22 protein-coding genes and 2 riboswitches are annotated in these 19,330 nt (G+C 61.2%); of the genes, 14 read left to right on the top strand and 8 right to left on the bottom strand.

Going from position 1 to position 19,330, the window contains the following annotated elements:
• Positions 1 to 173 precede the first annotated feature (173 nt).
• Positions 174 to 262: riboswitch (glycine riboswitch) on the top strand.
• 12 nt (positions 263 to 274) lie between these two features.
• Positions 275 to 369: riboswitch (glycine riboswitch) on the top strand.
• Positions 370 to 422: 53 nt separating this feature from the next.
• The 9 genes from gcvT (at position 423) to moaE (ending at position 8,579) form a co-directional block, all read left to right on the top strand.
• Positions 423 to 1,514 carry a glycine cleavage system aminomethyltransferase GcvT gene (gcvT, locus tag L0Y14_RS15410; RefSeq protein ID WP_006474850.1) on the top strand — a complete coding sequence of 364 codons (1,092 nt, stop codon included), beginning with the start codon at positions 423 to 425 and terminating at the stop codon, positions 1,512 to 1,514.
• A 43-nt stretch (positions 1,515 to 1,557) separates the two neighbouring features.
• Positions 1,558 to 1,950 carry a glycine cleavage system protein GcvH gene (gene gcvH / locus L0Y14_RS15405; RefSeq protein ID WP_005958658.1) on the top strand — a complete coding sequence of 131 codons (393 nt, stop codon included), beginning with the start codon at positions 1,558 to 1,560 and terminating at the stop codon, positions 1,948 to 1,950.
• A 13-nt stretch (positions 1,951 to 1,963) separates the two neighbouring features.
• Complete coding sequence (gene gcvPA / locus L0Y14_RS15400; RefSeq protein WP_039959498.1) at positions 1,964 to 3,364, top strand: aminomethyl-transferring glycine dehydrogenase subunit GcvPA; 1,401 nt, start codon at positions 1,964 to 1,966, stop codon at positions 3,362 to 3,364.
• A gap of 84 nt (positions 3,365 to 3,448) precedes the next feature.
• On the top strand, positions 3,449 to 4,903 hold the full coding sequence (gcvPB, locus tag L0Y14_RS15395; RefSeq protein ID WP_005958656.1) for an aminomethyl-transferring glycine dehydrogenase subunit GcvPB: 1,455 nt from the start codon (positions 3,449 to 3,451) through the stop codon (positions 4,901 to 4,903).
• A gap of 191 nt (positions 4,904 to 5,094) precedes the next feature.
• Positions 5,095 to 6,030 carry a carbohydrate kinase family protein gene (locus L0Y14_RS15390; protein ID WP_005958655.1) on the top strand — a complete coding sequence of 312 codons (936 nt, stop codon included), beginning with the start codon at positions 5,095 to 5,097 and terminating at the stop codon, positions 6,028 to 6,030.
• 15 nt (positions 6,031 to 6,045) lie between these two features.
• Positions 6,046 to 6,576 (top strand): molybdenum cofactor biosynthesis protein B, encoded by a 531-nt coding sequence (gene moaB, locus L0Y14_RS15385; protein ID WP_006474853.1) that lies wholly within the window; start codon positions 6,046 to 6,048, stop codon positions 6,574 to 6,576.
• Between the two features lie 39 nt (positions 6,577 to 6,615).
• Complete coding sequence (locus L0Y14_RS15380; RefSeq protein ID WP_005958653.1) at positions 6,616 to 7,866, top strand: molybdopterin molybdotransferase MoeA; 1,251 nt, start codon at positions 6,616 to 6,618, stop codon at positions 7,864 to 7,866.
• Positions 7,863 to 8,114: a molybdopterin converting factor subunit 1 gene (moaD, locus tag L0Y14_RS15375; RefSeq protein WP_251859226.1), complete on the top strand. Its 252-nt coding sequence runs from the start codon at positions 7,863 to 7,865 to the stop codon at positions 8,112 to 8,114. The genes L0Y14_RS15380 and moaD overlap by 4 nt, the downstream gene beginning before the upstream one ends.
• A 9-nt stretch (positions 8,115 to 8,123) precedes the next feature.
• Entirely contained in the window at positions 8,124 to 8,579 is a 456-nt protein-coding gene (gene moaE / locus L0Y14_RS15370; protein ID WP_006474855.1) for a molybdopterin synthase catalytic subunit MoaE, read from the top strand.
• A gap of 27 nt (positions 8,580 to 8,606) precedes the next feature.
• Here moaE and L0Y14_RS15365 read toward each other — a convergent pair whose 3' ends face one another.
• Together L0Y14_RS15365 and L0Y14_RS15360 are read right to left on the bottom strand one after the other, a co-directional pair.
• Positions 8,607 to 9,089, bottom strand: coding sequence for a DUF302 domain-containing protein (locus L0Y14_RS15365; RefSeq protein ID WP_005958650.1), 483 nt, complete (start codon positions 9,087 to 9,089; stop codon positions 8,607 to 8,609).
• Positions 9,090 to 9,410: 321 nt separating this feature from the next.
• A complete protein-coding gene (locus tag L0Y14_RS15360; protein ID WP_005958649.1) occupies positions 9,411 to 9,782 on the bottom strand; it encodes a helix-turn-helix domain-containing protein in 372 nt (123 codons plus the stop codon).
• 239 nt (positions 9,783 to 10,021) lie between these two features.
• Between L0Y14_RS15360 and lgt the strand changes: the two genes are divergently transcribed.
• From lgt to folA, 3 genes are read left to right on the top strand one after another with little or no spacing between them, the layout of a single operon-like run.
• The gene (gene lgt / locus L0Y14_RS15355; RefSeq protein WP_005958648.1) at positions 10,022 to 10,864 is read left to right on the top strand and encodes a prolipoprotein diacylglyceryl transferase; all 843 of its coding nucleotides are present in this window, start codon (positions 10,022 to 10,024) and stop codon (positions 10,862 to 10,864) included.
• A gap of 1 nt (position 10,865) precedes the next feature.
• Positions 10,866 to 11,660, top strand: a complete 795-nt coding sequence (locus L0Y14_RS15350; protein ID WP_005958647.1) for a thymidylate synthase — start codon at positions 10,866 to 10,868, stop codon at positions 11,658 to 11,660.
• 26 nt (positions 11,661 to 11,686) lie between these two features.
• Positions 11,687 to 12,187 (top strand): type 3 dihydrofolate reductase, encoded by a 501-nt coding sequence (gene folA, locus L0Y14_RS15345; protein WP_005958646.1) that lies wholly within the window; start codon positions 11,687 to 11,689, stop codon positions 12,185 to 12,187.
• Between the two features lie 83 nt (positions 12,188 to 12,270).
• Here the strand turns inward: folA and L0Y14_RS15340 are convergent, their stop codons facing one another.
• From L0Y14_RS15340 to apaG, 4 genes are read right to left on the bottom strand one after another with little or no spacing between them, the layout of a single operon-like run.
• Positions 12,271 to 13,023, bottom strand: a complete 753-nt coding sequence (locus L0Y14_RS15340) for a TIGR00266 family protein (RefSeq protein WP_006474857.1) — start codon at positions 13,021 to 13,023, stop codon at positions 12,271 to 12,273.
• Between the two features lie 48 nt (positions 13,024 to 13,071).
• Positions 13,072 to 13,911 carry a symmetrical bis(5'-nucleosyl)-tetraphosphatase gene (locus L0Y14_RS15335; protein WP_005958643.1) on the bottom strand — a complete coding sequence of 280 codons (840 nt, stop codon included), beginning with the start codon at positions 13,909 to 13,911 and terminating at the stop codon, positions 13,072 to 13,074.
• A gap of 33 nt (positions 13,912 to 13,944) precedes the next feature.
• Positions 13,945 to 14,577: a class I SAM-dependent methyltransferase gene (locus tag L0Y14_RS15330; protein ID WP_005958642.1), complete on the bottom strand. Its 633-nt coding sequence runs from the start codon at positions 14,575 to 14,577 to the stop codon at positions 13,945 to 13,947.
• Entirely contained in the window at positions 14,574 to 14,954 is a 381-nt protein-coding gene (gene apaG, locus L0Y14_RS15325) for a Co2+/Mg2+ efflux protein ApaG (protein ID WP_006474858.1), read from the bottom strand. Before apaG ends, L0Y14_RS15330 begins: the two co-directional genes overlap by 4 nt.
• 130 nt (positions 14,955 to 15,084) lie before the next feature.
• Here apaG and L0Y14_RS15320 point away from each other — a divergent pair, with 130 nt between their 5' ends.
• Entirely contained in the window at positions 15,085 to 15,597 is a 513-nt protein-coding gene (locus tag L0Y14_RS15320) for an ankyrin repeat domain-containing protein (protein ID WP_039959492.1), read from the top strand.
• Positions 15,598 to 16,078: 481 nt separating this feature from the next.
• On the top strand, positions 16,079 to 17,017 hold the full coding sequence (locus L0Y14_RS15315; RefSeq protein ID WP_005958638.1) for a Gfo/Idh/MocA family protein: 939 nt from the start codon (positions 16,079 to 16,081) through the stop codon (positions 17,015 to 17,017).
• Positions 17,018 to 17,034: 17 nt separating this feature from the next.
• Here L0Y14_RS15315 and pdxA read toward each other — a convergent pair whose 3' ends face one another.
• Both pdxA and L0Y14_RS15305 read right to left on the bottom strand, forming a co-directional pair.
• Entirely contained in the window at positions 17,035 to 18,030 is a 996-nt protein-coding gene (pdxA, locus tag L0Y14_RS15310) for a 4-hydroxythreonine-4-phosphate dehydrogenase PdxA (RefSeq protein WP_039959489.1), read from the bottom strand.
• Positions 18,027 to 19,325, bottom strand: a complete 1,299-nt coding sequence (locus L0Y14_RS15305) for a peptidylprolyl isomerase (RefSeq protein ID WP_005958636.1) — start codon at positions 19,323 to 19,325, stop codon at positions 18,027 to 18,029. The genes pdxA and L0Y14_RS15305 overlap by 4 nt, the downstream gene beginning before the upstream one ends.
• Positions 19,326 to 19,330: the final 5 nt, after the last annotated feature.

The following is a 19,330-nucleotide window of genomic DNA, read 5'->3' as shown; positions in this document are numbered from 1 at the left end:
GCCTGCGACCGTCGCGTGGCATCGATTGAGATCAAGAAGAATGTCGGGCCGTGCCCGACCTACACATGCGCCATCGTCGATTGCCGGGCGAATAGCCTAGTTTTATACCGGGATCTACGCTGCTGACGGCCTGGCAAGGCTTACTCGACAGCGGTATAGTCCTTGGCTCGACCCGATACCCCGTGGGAGAGCTCGGCAGAGGCCGACGCCGAAGGCGCAAATCCGCCCGGAATCGCTCAGGCAAAAGGACCGCGGGGAGTGGGAGCTAGGCTCCCGGGTCGACTCTGGAGAGCGGTCATGAGACCCACCGACGGGGCAGGGGCCGGTAAGCCGGTTTCAAACTCTCAGGTTTTGGACAGAGGGGCGGCGCGGGACACTGGTGTTCCGCGCCGCCTTTTTGCGTTTTGGCCGGGAGAATGCCAATGGGAAAACAGACACCGCTCTACCAGAGCCACCAGAAGATGGGGGCGCGTATCGTGCCCTTCGGCGGCTGGGATATGCCGCTTCACTACGGCTCGCAGCTCGACGAGCACCACCAGGTCCGCCAGGATGCGGGGATGTTCGATGTCAGCCATATGTGCGTGGTCGATCTCAAAGGCGCCGGCGTGCGCCCCTTTCTGCAGCGACTACTGGCCAACGATGTGGCGCGCCTGCAGCGCCCGGGCAAGGCGCTCTACTCCTGCATGCTGAATGAGCAGGGCGGGGTGGTGGACGACCTGATCGTCTACTTCCTGCGCGATGACTGGTATCGCTTAGTGGTCAACGCCGGCACCAGCGATAAGGATCTGGCCTGGATGGAGCTCCATGCTGCCGACTTCAAGCTGCAGATCACCCCTCGGCGCGATCTGGCGATGATCGCGGTGCAGGGTCCCAATGCCTGTGAAAAGGCGCTGCCGCTGCTGCCGGCTGAGATGCGGGATGCCGTCGCCGCACTCAAACCCTTCAATGCCGCTCCCGGCGAGAGCTGGTTTGTCGCCCGCACCGGCTACACCGGCGAGGATGGTTTCGAGATCATGCTGCCTGCGGCACAGGCCTCCGGGCTCTGGCAGCAGCTGGCGGATGCCGGGGTTGCCCCCTGTGGGCTGGGTGCGCGGGATACCCTGCGGCTGGAGGCGGGGATGAACCTCTATGGCTCCGATATGGACGAGGTGCAGTCGCCGCTTGAATCCGGTCTCGGCTGGACCGTTGTCTGGGAGCCTGCCGAGCGCCAATTTATCGGCCGCGAGGCGATCGAGGCGCAGCGCGATGACGCACACAAGCAGCGTTTTATCGGGCTGCTGCTGCGCGGCCGCGGTGTGCTGCGCAATCACCTCAAGCTGTTCGACGGTGAGCGGCAGATCGGCGAGATCACCTCTGGTGGCTTCTCCCCGACCCTGCAGCGCGCCATCGCCCTGGCACGGGTGAGCGCAGGGATCGGCGAACATTGCGAGGTGGAGATCCGTGGCAAGCGGGTTGCCGTTGAGGTGGTTAAACCGCCCTTCGTGCGTAATGGCAAGGTCCTCGTATCAGTATAGAATCTAGTCTCCAAACTCTATCCAGATAAAGAAGGAAACAAACATGAGCAACACACCGAGCGATCTGCGCTACAGCAAGTCTCACGAATGGGTGCGCAACGAGGGTGACGGTAGCGTTACGATCGGCATCACCGAGCATGCCCAGGAGCTGCTGGGCGACATGGTGTTTGTCGAGCTGCCTGAGGTGGGCGATAGCCTCGATATTGAGGATGAAGTGGCGGTGGTCGAGTCGGTCAAGGCGGCGTCTGATGTTTACAGTCCGGTGGCCGGTGAGGTGATTGCGGTCAATGAGGCGCTCAACGATACGCCGGAGGCCATCAATGAAGATCCCTACGGCGATGGCTGGATCTACAAGGTGAAGCTGGCGGATGCGGCCCAGCTGGATGCGCTGATGGATGCCGAGGCCTACCAGGCGCAGGTCGCCGAAGAAGAGTAACACTGGAGCGGATATGCCGTTTATTCCCCATAGCGAAGCCGAGACTCGCGAGATGCTCGCCGTCATCGGCGTCAGTGATCTCGATGCCCTGTTCGATGAGATCCCTGCAAGCCTGCGTTGCGGCGAGCTGGAGCAGATCCCGGAGGGGCTGTCGGAAATGCAGGTGGGTCAGCTGATGGGCAGTCGCGCCCGCCAGGATGGTCAGCCGCTCTGCTTCATTGGCGCCGGTGCCTACGATCACCACATTCCGGCGGCGGTCTGGCAGCTGGTCTCTCGCGGCGAATTTTACAGCGCTTATACCCCTTACCAGGCGGAGGCGAGCCAGGGCACCCTGCAGCTGCTCTACGAGTATCAGTCGATGATGAGCGCGCTGACCGGCATGGATGTCTCCAATGCCTCACTCTACGATGGCGCCTCCGGTCTGGCTGAGGCGGTGTTGATGGCGGTGCGGGGGAATCGCAAGTCCAAATCGAAGCGCATTCTGATGCCACGCAGTCTGCACCCCGCCTATCGCCGGGTGACCGACAATATCGTGCGCAATCAGGGTATCGAGCTGGTCGAGGTTGGTTTCGACGGCAATACCGGGCAGATCGACCAGGCGGCGCTGGAGGTCCATGCCGGTGAGGACTTCGCTGCGCTGGTGATCCCCCAGCCCAACTTCTTCGGCGTGCTCGAGCCGGTAGATGCGCTGGTCGACTGGGCCCATGCCAACGGCATGCTTGCCATCGCGGTGGTCAACCCGCTGGCGATCTCGGTGCTGCAGCCGCCCGGTGAGTGGGGTGAGTCGGGGGGCGATATCTGCTGTGGCGAGGGTCAGCCATTGGGCGTCCCGCTCGCTTCCGGCGGCCCCTATTTTGGCTTCCTCTGCTGCAGTCAGAAGCTGGTGCGGCAGATGCCGGGGCGCATCATCGGCCGCACCGTCGATCTGGATGGCAAGCCTGGCTACACGCTGACCTTGCAGGCGCGGGAGCAGCATATCCGCCGCTCCAAGGCGACCTCCAACATCTGTACCAACCAGGGTTTGATGATCACTGCGGCGACCATCCACATGGCGCTGCTGGGAGCTGAAGGGCTGGAGCGGGTTGCCGCCGCCAGTCATCAGAATACCCAGGCGCTGAGTCAGGCGCTCTGTCAGCTGCCGGGGGTGGAACCGATCTTCTCTGGTCCGATATTCCATGAGCGGGCGCTACGTTTGCCACTGCCGGTGAAAAACGCACTGCGCTCCCTCGCGGCCCACAATCTGCTGGGCGGCTTCGACCTCGGCGACGACTACCCCGAACTGGGCGAGGCGCTGTTGGTCTGTGCCACCGAGAAGCACACGGAAGAAGAGATCGCGCAGTACCAGAACAAACTACAGCGGGTGATCCAGGCCCAGACCAAGCCGGGCTGTAAACTGCAGCCGAAGGATTGGTAGCGCCGCTGACGGCGCGAACAGAATGACAGATACTTCGCGCCGCGAGCGGCGCTCCTACGGAAGAGATAGAGCAGAGCGAAACCGATGTTGATCTACGAACAGTCATCCGATGGTCGCCGGGCGGTGGCCCAAGCGCCTCTTCAGCGGGCCTCTCTGCAGACCATTCCTGCAGAGTTTCGGCGCAAAAAATCGGCCGTCCTACCGCAAGTCTCGGAGATGCAGACGGTGCGCCACTATACGCGGCTGTCGCAGAAGAACTTCTCCATCGACACCCAGTTCTATCCGCTCGGTTCCTGCACCATGAAATACAACCCGCGTGGCTGTAACGAGCAGGCGATGTTGCCGGGCTTCCTCGCCCGCCACCCCTATGCGCCGGAGAGCCACAGCCAGGGTTTTATGGCCTGCCTGTTCGATCTGCAGGAGTTGCTCAAGGAGGTCACCGGTATGTATGCGGTGTCGCTCTCGCCGGCAGCCGGCGCCCAGGGTGAGTTCGCCGGGGTGGCGATGATCCGCGCCTACCATGATGCCCGTGGCGACCGCGAGCGGTGCGAGATCCTGGTCCCCGACGCAGCGCATGGCACCAATCCCGCCTCGGCGGTGATGTGTGGTTACAAGGTGCGCGAGATCCCGACTGGGGCCAACGGCGATATCGATCTGGAAGCACTGAAACAGGTGCTGGGGCCGCAGACTGCCGGCATCATGCTCACTAATCCCTCCACCCTGGGCGTGTTTGAGCGGCGCATCGAGGAGATTGCCGCGCTGGTGCATCAGGCGGGTGGTCTACTCTACTACGACGGTGCCAATCTGAATGCGATTCTCGGCAAGGTGCGTCCCGGCGACATGGGTTTCGATGTGATCCACATGAACCTGCACAAGACCTTCTCCACCCCCCACGGTGGCGGTGGTCCCGGTGCCGGGCCGGTGGGGGTGAGCGAGCGGCTGGAGCCCTATCTGCCGGTGCCGATGGTGGCGCAAGATGGTCAGGACTACGTCTGGCTGAGCGAGGCGCAGCGCCCCGATTCGATCGGCCGTCTCTCCGCCTTTGCCGGCAACGCCGGCATCCTGCTGCGTGCCTACATCTACGCCCGCATGCTGGGGCGCGAGGGCATGCATCGGGTGGCAGAGTTCTCCACGCTCAACGCCAACTACCTGATGAAACGCCTCACCGAGGCAGGTTTTGATGCTGCCTATCCGCAGCGGCGCGCCAGCCATGAGTTTATCCTCACTCTCAGGCGCCAGGCGAAAGAGCAGGGCGTGAATGCAATGGATTTTGCCAAGCGCATGCTCGACTTTGGTGTGCATGCCCCCACCACCTACTTCCCGCTGCTGGTGCCCGAGTGTCTGCTGATCGAGCCCACCGAGACCGAGACCCGCGAGGAGCTGGATCACTTCGTCGAGGTGCTGAAGCAGATTCAGCAGGAGGCGGAGACGGATGCGCAGCGGCTCAAGCAGGCCCCCTATTCGCTGCCGGTGCGACGCCTCGATGATGTGCGCGCGGCCCGCGAGCTGGATCTGGCTTGGCGTCCGGGCGGGGTGTGAAACGGGGCCCCCTCTGCTGCTATGGATTATCCGGCATTTAAATATGGCAGACGCATAGGTCGGGCCGTGCCCGACACTATCCGTGATTTTAATCGACTCCAGATGGCGGCCGTGGGCCGCCCTATCTCCGTAACTCACAGTCTTTTGTCGGCGGTCGTCGGCAGGCCGCCCCCCACCAAACAGGAAATTCTATGTCTGCACTGATCTGCGGCTCGTTCGCCTTCGACACCATCATGGTCTTCCATGACCACTTCAAGAACCACATCCTGCCGGAGCAGGTACACATCCTCAATGTCTCCTTTCTGGTGCCCGATATGCGCCGTGAGTTTGGTGGCTGTGCCGGCAACATCGCCTACAACCTGAAGCTGCTGGGCGGTGACGGCCGTCCGGCCGGTACTGTAGGGACCGACTTTGGTCCCTACGCGGAGTGGATGGATGGCAACGGCATCAGCCGTGATCAGATCAAGGTGATCGACGACGCCTACACTGCCCAGGCCTACATCACCACCGATAATGACGATAATCAGATCACTGCCTTCCACCCCGGTGCGATGAACCATGCCCATGAGATCGACGTGGGCAAGGTGGATGGGGTGACCCTTGGCATGGTCTCGCCAGATGGCCGTCAGGGGATGATTGATCATGCCCGGCAGTTTGCCGAAGCGGGCATTCCTTTCATCTTTGACCCGGGTCAAGGTATGCCGATGTTCGATGGCAATAATCTGCTTGAGTTCGCCGAGCAGGCCAGCTGGCTCGCCTTCAACGACTACGAGGCGCGCCTGATGGAGGAGCGCACCGGCAAGACGCCGGAGCAGCTGGCGGAGATGGTCGAGGCGGTGATCGTCACCCGCGGTGGCGAGGGTTCCCATATCTACACCAAGGATCGCTGTTTCGATATCCCGGTGGCCAGCGCCAAGGCGCTGCTCGATCCCACCGGTTGTGGCGATGCCTTCCGTGCCGGGTTAGTCTACGGCCTGATGAACGGCATGGACTGGGAGACCACCGGACGCATTGCCTCGCTGATGGGGGCCTACAAGATCGAGCAGGCGGGGACCCAGAACCACGTCTTTACCCGGGAGGAGTTTGCCGCCCGCTTCAAGCAAGCGTTCGACTACTCCTTCGAATAGCTAATCAGGAACAAGATGAGCGGACACTTCAACGACAGCGGTTTCGTGCCGCTCAACATCGCGGTGCTGACCCTGTCGGATTCACGCACAGAGGAGACCGACAAGTCGGGGCTGATCCTCAAGGAGCGCGCCCTGGAGGCGGGCCACCGGGTGGTGGAGAAGGCGATCGTGCCGGACGATGTCTATCAGATGCGGGCGATCGTCTCGCGCTGGATCGCCGACGACGATGTGCACATCATTATCAGCACCGGCGGCACCGGCATCACCGGTCGCGACAGCACCCCGGAAGCGCTGCAGCCGCTGTTCGATAAGTCGATCGAGGGCTTTGGTGAGCTGTTCCGCACCATCTCCCTAGAGGAGATCGGCGCCTCGGCGATTCAGTCTCGGGTGATCTCGGGGCTGGCCAACGGCACCCTGATCTTCTGTCTGCCTGGCTCCACTGGTGCCTGCCGTACCGGCTGGGACAAAATCCTCAAGGAGCAGCTCGACCACCGCACCCGTCCCTGTAATTTTGCCCAGATGTTCCCTCGCCTGCTGGAGAGCTGAGGCATACTTAGATCGATCCTTTCCGGAGATTGCATTGCCATGAGTAGTTGTGACTGTGACCATCACGCCGCAGGGCCAAAGCTGAAGCCCATCGAAGAGGCGCTTGAGTTTCTGCTGCAGCGCGCCAAGCCGATCAGCGATATCGAGAGCGTCCCCACCGGTGAGGCATTGGGTCGGGTATTAGCCGCTCCGGTAGTCAGTCAGGTGACTGTGCCGCCTTGGAATAACAGCGCGATGGATGGCTACGCGGTGCGGGTTGCTGATCTTGATGGCGAGCGGCCACGGCTGCCGGTCTCACAGCGTATCCCCGCCGGTGCCTGCGGCAGTGAGCTGGAGCCGGGTACCGCGGCACGCATCTTCACCGGCGCGCCAGTACCGCCGGGTGCCGATGCGGTGGTGATACAGGAGGTCTGCGAGGTCGATGGCGAGGATGTAATCATCACTGAGTGCCCCAAGCCGGGTGCCAACATCCGTCTCGCCGGTGAGGATATCGAGCAGGGCGCCGAGGTGGTTGCCGCCGGTACCCGCCTGGCGCCGCAACATCTGGGGCTGGCCGCCTCGGTCGGCGTGGCCGAGCTACAGGTCTATCGCCGCCTCAAGGTGGCGGTGTTCTCCAGCGGTGATGAGCTGGTGATGCCGGGCGGCGAGCTCGGTCCGGGGCAGATCTACAACTCCAATCAGTTCACCCTGGGGGGACTGCTGCAGGCGCTGGGCTGTGAGGTGGTGCAGCTCGGCATCGTCGAAGATACCTTCGATGCCACCTGCGAGGCGCTGTCCCGTGGTGCGGAGATGGCTGATCTGGTGGTCGCCTCCGGCGGGGTCTCGGTGGGCGAGGAGGATCACGTCAAGCCAGCGGTGGAGAAGCTCGGCTCTCTCGATCTGTGGAAGATTGCGATCCGCCCCGGTAAACCGCTCGCCTTTGGTCATATCGGCGAGACTCCGTTCATCGGCACGCCCGGCAATCCAGTGTCGCTGTTTGTTACCTTCTGTGTCTTCGCCCGTCCCTACATTCTCCGATCCCAGGGGGTGGCGGGAGATCTGCAGCCGAAAGAGGTGAGTGCGGCGGCGGCCTTCGACTGGAAAAAGGCGGAGAAACGTCGCGAGTATGCCCGTGCCCGACTGGTCTCGGGTGCGGCGGGGGAGTTGCAGGTGGAGCTCTATCCAAGTCGCTCCTCAGGGGTGCTCAGCTCTGTCGCCTGGGCCGATGGGCTAGTGGTGATCCCGGAGGGGCGTACCTTCAGTCGTGGTGAGCCAGTCCGCTTCATTCCTTATACTGAGTTGATGTCATGATCCAGATACGTTTTTTTGCCCGGCTGCGCGAAATGCTGGAGGTGGAGTCGGAGCAGATGGAGTTGGCGGGCATGGCGACCATCGCAGATGTGGTGGAGCAGCTACAGCAGCGCGGAGGTGTCTGGCAGCAGGCCTTCGGTGGTGGCAATACGGTGATGATGGCGCTAAATCAAGAGATGGCCTCGGCTGAGAGTGCGGTCGCCGATGGCGACGAGGTAGCCTTCTTTCCGCCAGTAACCGGCGGCTGAGGCGTGGCGATGAACGAGATCCGGGTGCAGAGCGAGCCGTTTGACCCCAATGTCGAGGTCGACCTACTGCGTAACCATAGCCCCTCGATCGGTGGTGTGGTCAGTTTTATCGGTCAGATGCGCGATTTCAACGACGACGATATGGTGCTGGCGATGACCCTGGAGCACTACCCGGGCATGACCGAGAAGGCGTTGGCCGCGATCGTCGATGAGGCCAATGCGCGCTGGGAGTTGATGGGGGTGCGGGTGGTGCATCGGGTCGGGCGGATGTTGCCAAAGGATCCGATTGTGTTGGTGGCGGTGGCCAGCTCGCATCGTGGCGAGGCCTTCCAGGCCTGTGAATTCATCATCGACTATCTGAAGACCCGCGCTCCCTTCTGGAAGCGTGAGGAGAGCGTTGAGGGTGCTCGCTGGGTCGATGCGCGGGAGAGTGACGATCACGCGGAGGCGCGCTGGAAGGGGTGAACGCTCCCAGCGCCTGTGGATTTTGCTTCAATTTGCCAGGCTTTCGGCGAGGATCTGACGAGTCTCACTGCTTGCCTTGGCCATTACCTCTTCGATCTTGCCGCCAAACAGCCGTGACATCAGCCCGGTATTTACCTCAGCTACCCGCACCTCACCCTGAGATGTCTCGTAGATGCTGATGCGGCAGGGCATCAGGGCCGAGACGTGCTTGTTGCTATCGTCGCTGAGGATTTCGTAGGCGTATCCCGGCTGGCAGAGTGACAGCACCTTGATCCGGTTGATGCCCTTGTAGCCCTCCTTGTCGAGTGATTTCTGGATGTTGTAGACCTTGGGCTGGACCCAGCCGTGGGCGGTGATTGAGTCACGGATGGTGGTTACGGTCTGCTCAAAACCGAGCGGGCTGTTGTGAACGCGGATCATCGCCTGTGGTAATGTGATCCAGAGGGTGCCAGCGGTGAGCAGTATCCCTGTAAAAAGGCCGCCGGCGAAGGTGAGATAACGGGATTTCATGCTGCACCTCCCGGTTGTTGTTGTGAAGGCAAAAGCGCATTGGCTTCTCTATTATATAATTATATTAGAAAGTTTTAATTATTCTATTTGCAGGCGCCTTCTCTCCGATTTTCATCGGAGAGCGAACGAAGTGGAATCGCTTCATAGTAAGGTATTGGGGCTGATCTCTGTGATGCGGCTGGATGGAGTGTCTGATTGTCGGTGGAGTCGTGGATGGATATGGTGGAATCATGCAAGCTTGGCGGCTTGCGATTCGCCTGGGAGGACTGCCCAGGATGGGGGGGCAGGGAGGCCGGGGTTGCTCCACCCCGGCCTGTAGATCTATTTTTGGCTGTGAAGCATCGCCTGTTCGAAGATGCTGCGTTTGATCCGGCTGCGAATCGGTTCAGGCAAGCTGTTCCAGGTCTTGGCTACCTCCACGCTCTCTGGGTCCAGTTCAGAGCTGGACTTCTCGCCAAACATGAGCCAAGCGGGGTTGACGTCCAGCACGGCGGCGATTTGATCGATCTTGCGTGGGCGCAGACTCTTGCCGTTTTCGATCTTCTGGATCACGGCCTGGTTGGTGCCGGCCCGGAGGGCGAGTTCTTCCTGCGTCCAGCCGCGTTCCCGGCGTTTCCTGCGAAGTCTTGAGCCTAGTGTGTCCATAGAGCGAGGAATGTAGGTTTCAAAGTATTGTGCATGTGCGTATGCCATATTGGTTCCCTGTCGTGGTCGAGGTCAGTTGAGCAATTCGTTCTGACCTAGATAACGACCTGAGAATCAAAATCTTGACACTCTGCAAATCGTTGACGCGTTCTTTGTGAAGCTCATTCCAGTAGACCAAAATAATGAGAACTGGTTCACAAAATACTATCACATGGATAGTAGCTGATAACGTTTTCGCTAGTCGTTTAGGTGGTTTGAGAATTTTTATTCCTTAAGGATCTGACAAGATGTTGACCTACCCCGAAATCGATCCTGTTGTGTTCGCCTTGGGCCCGCTCAAAGTGCACTGGTATGGGGTCATGTATCTCATTGCCTTTTGGTTTGGATGGTGGCTGGGGCGGCTGCGTGCCGCGCGAAAAAATAGTGGCTGGACCCTGGAGCAGGTCGATGATCTGGTTTTTTATATCGTCCTGGGTGTGGTGTTAGGGGGGCGGCTTGGTTACATGCTCTTTTATGGTTGGCCCCGCCTGATCGAAGATCCGCTGATGCTGCTGCGGGTCTGGGAGGGAGGGATGGCCTTCCACGGCGGCCTGCTGGGGGTGATTACAGCGATGTGGCTGTTTGCCAGGAAGCACAACAAGCCTTTCTTTGAGGCGACCGATTTCCTGGCGCCGCTGGTGCCGACTGGGTTGGCAGCGGGACGGATTGGTAATTTTATTAATGCGGAGCTGTGGGGAGCGCCCACAAGTCAGCCTTGGGGGATGCAGGTCTCCTGCCAGGTGGCGCCCGACCTTTGTAGCCGGGTGGGGAGCTTGGCGGAGGGGCTCTATTCAGTTCCGGTGCATCCGAACCAGCTCTATGAATTCCTGCTGGAGGGGGTGTTGCTGTTTCTGGTTCTCTGGCTCTTCTCTCTGCGGCCCCGGCCGCGCATGGCAGCCTCTGGCTTGTTCCTGCTCAGTTATGGCATCTTCCGCTCTCTGATCGAGCTGGTGCGGATGCCGGATGCGCATATCGGATATCTGGCGTTTGACTGGCTAACCATGGGGCAGTTGCTGTCATTGCCGATGATTATTGCAGGGGCCATCCTTATTCTGTTGGCCTATCGCAATCGTGGAAATCTGGAAGGCTGAAATGAAACAATATCTTGATCTGATGCGGCATGTGCGTGACCAAGGCGTCACCAAGGGCGATCGCACCGGCACCGGCACCCGCAGCGTGTTCGGTTATCAGATGCGTTTTGATCTCGCTGAAGGCTTTCCGGCACTGACCACCAAGAAGCTCCACCTGCGCTCGATTATCCACGAACTGCTCTGGTTCCTGCAGGGCGACACCAATATCCGTTACCTGAAGGAAAACGGAGTCAGAATCTGGGACGAGTGGGCGGACGAAAACGGCGATCTGGGGCCGGTTTACGGTTACCAGTGGCGTTCCTGGCCCGTACCTGACGGCGGAAGTATCGACCAGATCAGCCTGCTGCTGGAGCAGCTGAAGAGTAACCCCGACTCCCGCCGCCACATCATTACCGCCTGGAATCCGGCCGATGTGGAGCAGATGGCGCTACCACCCTGCCATTGCCTGTTCCAGTTCTATGTGGCGGAGGGGCGGCTCTCCTGCCAGCTCTATCAGCGCAGTGCGGATATCTTCCTCGGGGTGCCCTTCAATATCGCCTCCTATGCGCTGCTGACCATGATGATGGCGCAGGTCAGTGGACTACAGCCGGGGGAGTTTATCCACACCTTTGGCGATGCCCACCTCTACTCGAATCATCTGGAACAGGTGGAGTTGCAGCTTGGCCGTGAGCCGCGCCCCTTGCCGACCATGCGCATCAATCCTGAGGTGAGAGACCTGTTCGCCTTCCGGTATGAAGATTTCGAGCTGCTCGACTATGATCCACATCCGCACATCAAGGCGCCGGTAGCAGTTTAAGCGGCGCGCCTGTAAGATGCGGCGGCATGCAAGCCGCCGCCCCGAAAATCTCCATCATCGCTGCGATGGCGCGGAACCGGGTTATCGGCCGTCACAATCGGATGCCCTGGCATTTGCCGGCGGATCTCAGGCACTTCAAGGCGCTGACTATCGGCAAGCCGATCGTGATGGGACGCAAGACTTGGGAATCCTTGCCTGGCCTGCTGCCCGATCGTCCGCACATCGTGGTTACCCACAACCCAAGCTACTACGCCGAAGGTTGCACCCTGGTGCACTCCATCGACGAGGCGATAGCGGCCGCCGGTGAGGTGGAGGAGATTATGGTCGTCGGTGGTGGGGCATTTTATGCGGAGATTCTGCCGCGGGTGGGGCGGATCTATCTGACCCTGGTGGATGCCGAGATCGAGGGTGATACCCTGTTCCCCGACCTCGATATGGCTGAGTGGGTCGAATGCTCGCGTGAGCGTCATCCCGCGGATGAGAAGAACACCTATCCCTACAGTTTCATCGTCCTCGAGCGGAAATGATCACTGTTGGGTAGGAGCGCCGCTTTGCGGCGCGAAACCCGCCTATTCGCGCTGCGAGCAGCGCTCCTTCCGTTGTTTCGGCTTTAATCCTCGCCCTGCTCGCTGCCGCCGCCTTGGGGCGCATGCTCCAGGATCCGGTCGGCCATGCGTGAGAAGGGCAGGCTCTGGATCCACACCGTGCCGCTGCCGCTGAGGGTGGCGAGAAAGATCCCCTCGCCGCCAAACAACATCGACTTGAGTCCGCCTGACATCTCGATGCTGTAGTCGATGCCCTCGGTGAAACCAACCAGACAGCCGGTATCGACCCGTAAGGTTTCGCCGTTCAGCTGCTTCTCCACTACCGTGCCGCCGGCCTGGATGAAGGCGGTGCCGTCCCCCTCCAGGCTCTGCAGGATGAAGCCCTCGCCACCGAACAGGCCGCTGCCGAGCTTTTTTGTAAAGGCGATGCCGAGCTTGGTGCCGAGGGCGGCGCAGAGGAAGGCATCTTTCTGGCAGATCACCTTACCGCCGAGGGCAGCCAGGTTGAGCGGTATCACACTGCCGGGAAAGGGGGCGGAGAAGGCGACCTTGCGCTTGCCGGCGGAGCCTGAGTGGGTGAAATGGGTGGTGAACAGCGACTCGCCGGTGATCATGCGCTTGCCGGCGCTGAATAGCTTACCGAAGATGCCCTGGTCCGGGTTGGAGCCATCTCCCATCTTGGTCTCGAAGCTGATCTCCTGCTCCAGGTAGGTCATGGCGCCCGCCTCGGCGATAACGGTCTCGCCCGGGTCGAGCTCCACCTCCACCAGTTGCAGGTCATGGCCAAGGATCTGGTAATCAATGTCATGGGCTCGCATCTCGATTCTCCCAATTGTTGTTTGTCGGCTGGAGGGGTGTTCCGCCCGCTATTCGTCGCCTGGGGTTAAGCTGGGTGTGCAGTCGCTCTGCTGCACGGTTGGCGGTTTCTTCTTGTGCGGCCGCAGTGCGGTGAGTGTGCCGCCCCAAAGGCAGCCGCTGTCGACGCACCAGGTGTTATCTGTATGCTGGTAGCCCAGGGTCGACCAGTGACCAAAGATGATTTGATCGTTGCGGCTGGCGCGCCCCGGCACTTTGAACCAAGGGAGCAGTGACGGGTCTGCGGAGCCTGGTGCGCCCTTCTCACGCAGCGCCAGTTGGCCATCCGGGGTGCAGAAGCGCAACCGGGTGAAGCAGTTGGCGATGAAGCGCAGCCGGTCGAGGCCCCTGAGATCGTCTGACCAGCGGTCCGGTTCGTTGCCATACATGGCGTGACAGAATTCATGGAAGCGAGGCCCCTGCAACGCGGCCTCCAGCTCCCGCGCGCGCTGCATTGCGGTAGGGATATCCCACTGCGGTGGCAGTCCGGCATGGATGATGCTGTAGCCACGTTTTTTGTTGTGGTACATCACTCGCTGATGGCGCAGCCAGTGCAACAACTCCTCGCGGTCTTTCGCGAGCAGAATTGGCTCTAGGCTGCCGTGTTTGTAGTGGCGCTTGTTGCCTTGGGATAGGGCTAGCAGGTGCAGGTCGTGATTGCCGAGCACGGTGACTGCGCTGCGCCCAAGTGATTTGACAAAACGCAGTACCTCGAGGGATTGAGGGCCGCGGTTGACTAGGTCGCCGGCAAACCAGAGACGGTCTTTGGCAGGATCAAAGCGGATCTGCTCGAGCAGCCGCTGTAACTCGTCGTAACACCCCTGAATATCGCCGATTGCCCAGACCGCCATAGCCTTCCTGATGCTTGTGGAAAAGGCGTTCGATTATACCGTTTCTCTGCCAGGCTGGGAGGGGATGCGTTTGCGCAGGTCGATAAAGCGAAACCAACCGTTGCTGCCGGCCTCGCGGTTGCGCACGACTTCCAGTTCGGGGCAGCGCGACAGTAACTGCTCGAATACCACGTTGGTACGGGTGGCGACTAGCCCCAACAGTGGACTGATGGCGCGCCGCAGTGGTGCCAGCTGGCTGGGGCGCAGGAATTTGTCGAAGATGTGGATCTGCCCGCCCGGGCGCAGCACCCGACAGGCCTCCTGCAGCGCCAGCTCAGGTTTGGGCACCACCGCCAGGATCAGGTGCATCACCACCCGGTCAAAGCTGGCGTCGGCGTAAGGCAGCTGCATCGCGTTGCCTTGTTCCAGTTTGATCTCCACCCGATGTTGCTCAGCGCGGCTGCGTGCCCGCTTGAGCATCGCTGGAGTCAGGTCGATGCCGGTGTAGCTCGGGCCGGCTGGGAGATGGGGGATATCAAGGCCGCTGCCGATGCCAGGGATCAGGATCGATTCGTGCCCCGCCCCGCGCAGCGCCAGCAGGCTCTCGCAGCGTTTATCGTGAAACGCGCGATCGACAAACAGATCGTAGATCGGCGCCCATAGGGTGTAGCTGTATCTGAGGCTCAATGGAGGCTGCCGGGGCGCTGCAGCACAAACAGCGGGATGCTCGCCTCGAAGGGGTTGCCCTCCGGATCGACCATCTCGTAGCTCCCTTCCATGCTGCCGACCGGGGTGTCGAGCACGGTGCCGCTAGTGTAGCGGAATGCCTCTCCCGGGTTGAGATGAGGTTGTTCGCCTACCACGCCATCCCCCTTGACCTCCTGAATCTTGCCGTTGGCATCGGTGATGATCCAGTGGCGCTTCATCAGGCGGGCGGCCTGCAGCCCATCGTTGCGGATGGTGATGGTGTAGGAGAAGACATAGCGGCGCGACTCGGGGTTCGACTGCGACTCTACGTAACGGGTTTCAACCTCGATGTCGATCAAGTTAGTGCCTGGTTTCATCAATTTGGTATTCAAAAAGGGGGCACCCAAGATTACTGAGCACGGCCCTTGAGCGCAATGCTCCTGGGGTCAAGAAACACATCGTATGGCCGATTAGGTCTCAATGGGAACAGAAATCTGGAGATATGTGATGCGCTGCTGTGTAGCCTTGATAAGTTTGGTGTTGGCGATGCCGCTGGCCGCCTTGGAGCCGGGCCAGGAGTTGGTGGCCGCCGCCGCTGCGGGTCGGGTGGAGAAGGTGCGGGATCTGCTTTCCCAGGGGGTCGATGCCAACAGCAAGTATTCGACCGGGCGCAGCGCGATTCAGCTGGCGGCATTCAACGGCAACATCAAGACGGTGCGATCCCTGCTTGCCGCCGGTGCCGATCCCGCCCTGGCTGATGCCCGTGGCATTACACCACTGATGGATGCGGCGGCGTTTGCTCACCCCAAGGTTGTGGGGTTGCTGATCCAGGCTGGGGTGGATGTGAATGCCAAGGACAATACCGGCAACTCGGCCCTGAGTCTGGCGAAAAAGGGCGGACACAGTCGGGTGGCCGAGCTGCTCATGGCGGCGGGGGCGGTGGAAGAGGCTGCTCCGGAGGAGGGGGCCGAGGGTGAGGCAGACATGGCAGAGCAGGGTAAGGCGGACAAAAAGAAATAGTCGTGGCCATTTTGACTTGTTCTGAACCTTATACCCTGCATTTTTTAGGGATTAAACTTCCTGAGCTGACCGTTAACCGGTCAGCTGTGAACTGAGTCGTGGTTCCTAAAAATGGTGACACCGTACACTGGTATCCAACAATAACGAGGAGGGTTTAAGATATGCAGAGAGACTCAACAATAAGTCGCAAGCCCGATTTCCTGATTACCCTGGTGGCAGTGGTGTTGATCGGGGTGCTGGTCACTATCTCATTCCAGTTCTAATGCGGCGGCCATCAGGACCGCTGATCTGAAAATGGCCTGAGAGACAAGTCGTAACGCCCACCCAGGGGGGAGTGCCGTAGGCACTGGGCGCGGGTGGCGAGTTTCTCAGGTCATCCTCAATACCTGCCGGCGTCGCCGGTGCGATACAGTGTCCCGATTCCCAATCATCCCGGCTGATATGATAGATTGCCGCCTTTTCAATCATCAGGTGGCAGGCTATGAGTGAAAAGCGACGTGTCGGTGTGGTCGGTGTCGGATATCTGGGCCGTTTTCATGCCCTTATCTATTCGCGTATGCCTGACGTGGAGCTGGTTGGGGTGGTGGACAACGACTGGGAGCGGGCGCAGCAGGTGGCTGAAGAGGCCGGCTGCGATGCGTTGCGTGCCCCCCGTGATCTGCTCGAACGGGTCGATGCGGTGAGTGTGGTGGTGCCCACCAGCCTGCATCTTGAGATCGCCCGGCCATTTCTCGAGCGTGGTGTCGCGATGCTGCTGGAGAAACCGATCGCCTCCACGGTAGAACAGGGCGCCGAGATTGTGCGTCTTGCTGAAGCCTCCGGGGCGCTGCTGCAGATCGGCCATCTGGAGCGCTTCAATGCCGGGGTGATGGCGCTGGCAGAGCGCATCAGCAAGCCGCGCTTCATCGAGGCCCACCGCATGGGTGAGTTTGTCGCCCGCGCCACCGACGTGGACGTGGTCTCCGACCTGATGATCCACGACATCGACATCATCCTCTCTCTGGTGGACTCGGAGATCAGCTCGATCGCCGCGGTTGGCACCCGGGTGTTGACCTCGCACATCGATATCGCCAATGCCCGGCTGGAGTTTGTCGACGGTACCGTCGCCAACGTCATCGCCAGTCGCGTCTCCGAGCAGACCATGCGGCGCATCCGGGTGTTTGCGGAGAACCGTTACGAATCCCTCGACTTTGTCGGTCAGACCATCGATACCGCCTACCCGCAGCCAAAGTTGGGTGAGGCCTGGCCGGAGATCGTCAAACAGCGTATCCAGGTGGAGCCGGTGAAGCCGCTGGATGCGGAGCTGCGCGCCTTTATCGATAGTGTGCGTGACGGTACGCCGCCACTGGTCGACGGGCGTGTTGGGCAGAAGGCGCTGGAAGTGGCGATGCAGGTGAAGGAGAAGATACTCAACAGTTAACCGGCTGTTGAGTCTATTTAGTTGATGCTGAGGATGCGGTTCTCCGCCATGCGGATCGCCATCGCCACCGCCTGCTGCAGACTGCCGGGGTTGGCATCGCCACTACCGGCCAGATCGAGGGCGGTGCCGTGATCGACCGAGACCCGCACCACCGGTAGCCCCAGGGTGATGTTGACCGCCTGACCAAACCCCATGTGCTTGAGCACCGGCAGACCCTGGTCGTGATACATCGCCAGCACCACATCGGCGCGTCGTAGATACTTCTGGGTGAACAGAGTGTCTGCAGGCAGCGGGCCGGTGAGCCTGATGCCCTCGGCTCGAAGTGATTCAAGCACCGGTTCGATGACCTCGATCTCCTCGCGCCCTAGATGGCCATCCTCGCCAGCGTGGGGGTTGAGGCCGCAGACCAGGATGCGTGGTCGGGCGATACCGCAGCTGCCGCTCAGATCCCGCACCAGGGTGCGGATTACCCGCTCCAGACGCTCGCGGGTGATCTGTGCGCTGACCTGGCTGAGCGGCAGATGCGTGGTTGCCAGGGCCACTCGCAGCCCCTCGGTGGCAAGCATCATCACCGCCTCGCTCTGGCAGAGCTGCGCCAGATATTCGGTATGGCCAGTAAATGGATGGCCCGCTTCGTTGATCACCCCTTTATGTACCGGGCCGGTGACCAGTGCCTGAAAGTGGCCATCGAGAGCCTGCTGGGTGGCGACCCGCAGAGTCTCCAGAACATAACCCGAGTTGGCGCTGTCGAGCCGGCCGCACTGCTCCTCCCGAGCCAGCGCCACCGACAGCACCGGTAGGCTGCCGGGGGGGTTGGGGGTGGCGGGTGTGTGTGGATCGAAGCGCGTGATCTGTAGTGGCAGACCGAGCAGCGCGGCGCGGCGCTGCAGCAGCTGCGGGTCGGCCACCGCCACCAACTGCCCCGCCATCGGTTGCTGCGCCAGCATCACGCAGAGATCGGGGCCGATGCCGGCGGGCTCGCCGGGGGTGAGCGCGATGCGCGGTAGCATCATGGGAGTGGCTCCAGGTGGATCTCCACATAGGCCTCGTCGCGCAGCCGGCGCAGCCACAGCTCGATCGCCTCATCCGACTTCTGCTTGCGGATCGACTTGCGTGCATTGTCGCGGGCGATCTGCTCGGTGTTGTCGTGGTTGCGTCGCTCCAACAGTTGCACGATGTGCCAGCCGAAGGGGGATTTGAAGGGTTCGCTGATCTCGCCGGCGGCCAGCGTATCCATCTGTTGCTCGAATGCTGGCACCGTGTCGCCGGGATTGAGCCAGCCCAGGTCGCCACCCTTGATTGCCGAGGCCTTGTCGTCGGAATGGGCGCGCGCCAGCGGCTCAAAGGGCTCGCCGTTAAGAATGCGCTCCCGCAGGCCCTGCAGACGGCGTTTTGCCTCGGAGTCAGAGACGATCTCGTTGGTGTTGATCAGGATGTGGCGGGCATGGGTCTGGCTGACCAGGTGACGCTTGGCGCCTCTGACCTCGACCAGCTTGATGATGTGGAAGCCGGAAGCGTTACGCACCGGGTCGCTGATATCGCCGGGTTCGAGCTGGTCCATCAAGTGGGTGAAGATAGAGGGCACCCGGGCTGCCTCTATCCAACCCAGGTCGCCCCCCTCAAGGGCCTGGCGGCCATCCGACTCACGGATCGCGGTGCTGCTGAAGTCGGCGCCTTCACGCAGTTCCAGGACCAGCTGTTCGGCCTTGCCGCGTGCCGCCTGCACATCCTCGGGCGCAGCCCCCTCGGGGGTGGCGATAAGGATGTGCTGTATGTGAAAGGCGGCGCGTTGGCGGCTGGAACCCGCCTCGCGCGCCATATGGCTCCGCACATCCTGTTCGGTGATGACGATGCGGTTGACCACCTCTTTCTGGCGCAAACGGTTGATGATGATCTCGCGACGCAGCTTCTCGCGGAAGTGAGTGAAGTTGATGCCGTCGCTCTCTAGGGTCTCACGCAGCCGGTTGAGGCTGATGTTGTTGTTACGCGCGATGCTGGCGATGGTTCGCGACAGAGTGGCGTCGTCGACCGTGATGCCGAGGCGGGTGGCGGTCTGCAGCTGCAGTTGATTGGTGATCATGCGCTCCAGCACCTGCTGTTCGAGGATCGCCTGGCTTGGCAGCTGGGTACCCTGCTGGGTCAGTTGCGCGGCGGTCTCCCTAACGCTGCTGTTGAGTTCGCTGCGGGTGATGATGTCGTCATTGACCAGCGCCACGATGGCGTCGAGGGCGTTAGCCTGCAGGCCGAGGCTGGCCAGCATCAGCAGGACGGCAGTCAGTAAGTGCTGCGGGTGGAGGGTTGGTCGCATCGGTA

The organism is Candidatus Endoriftia persephonae, from assembly GCF_023733635.1.
In the GTDB taxonomy this organism is placed as follows: Bacteria; Pseudomonadota; Gammaproteobacteria; order Chromatiales; family Chromatiaceae; genus Endoriftia; species Endoriftia persephonae.
The sequence above is the reverse complement of the archived record's forward strand: the minus strand, read 5'-3'. Positions and strand labels throughout refer to the sequence as shown.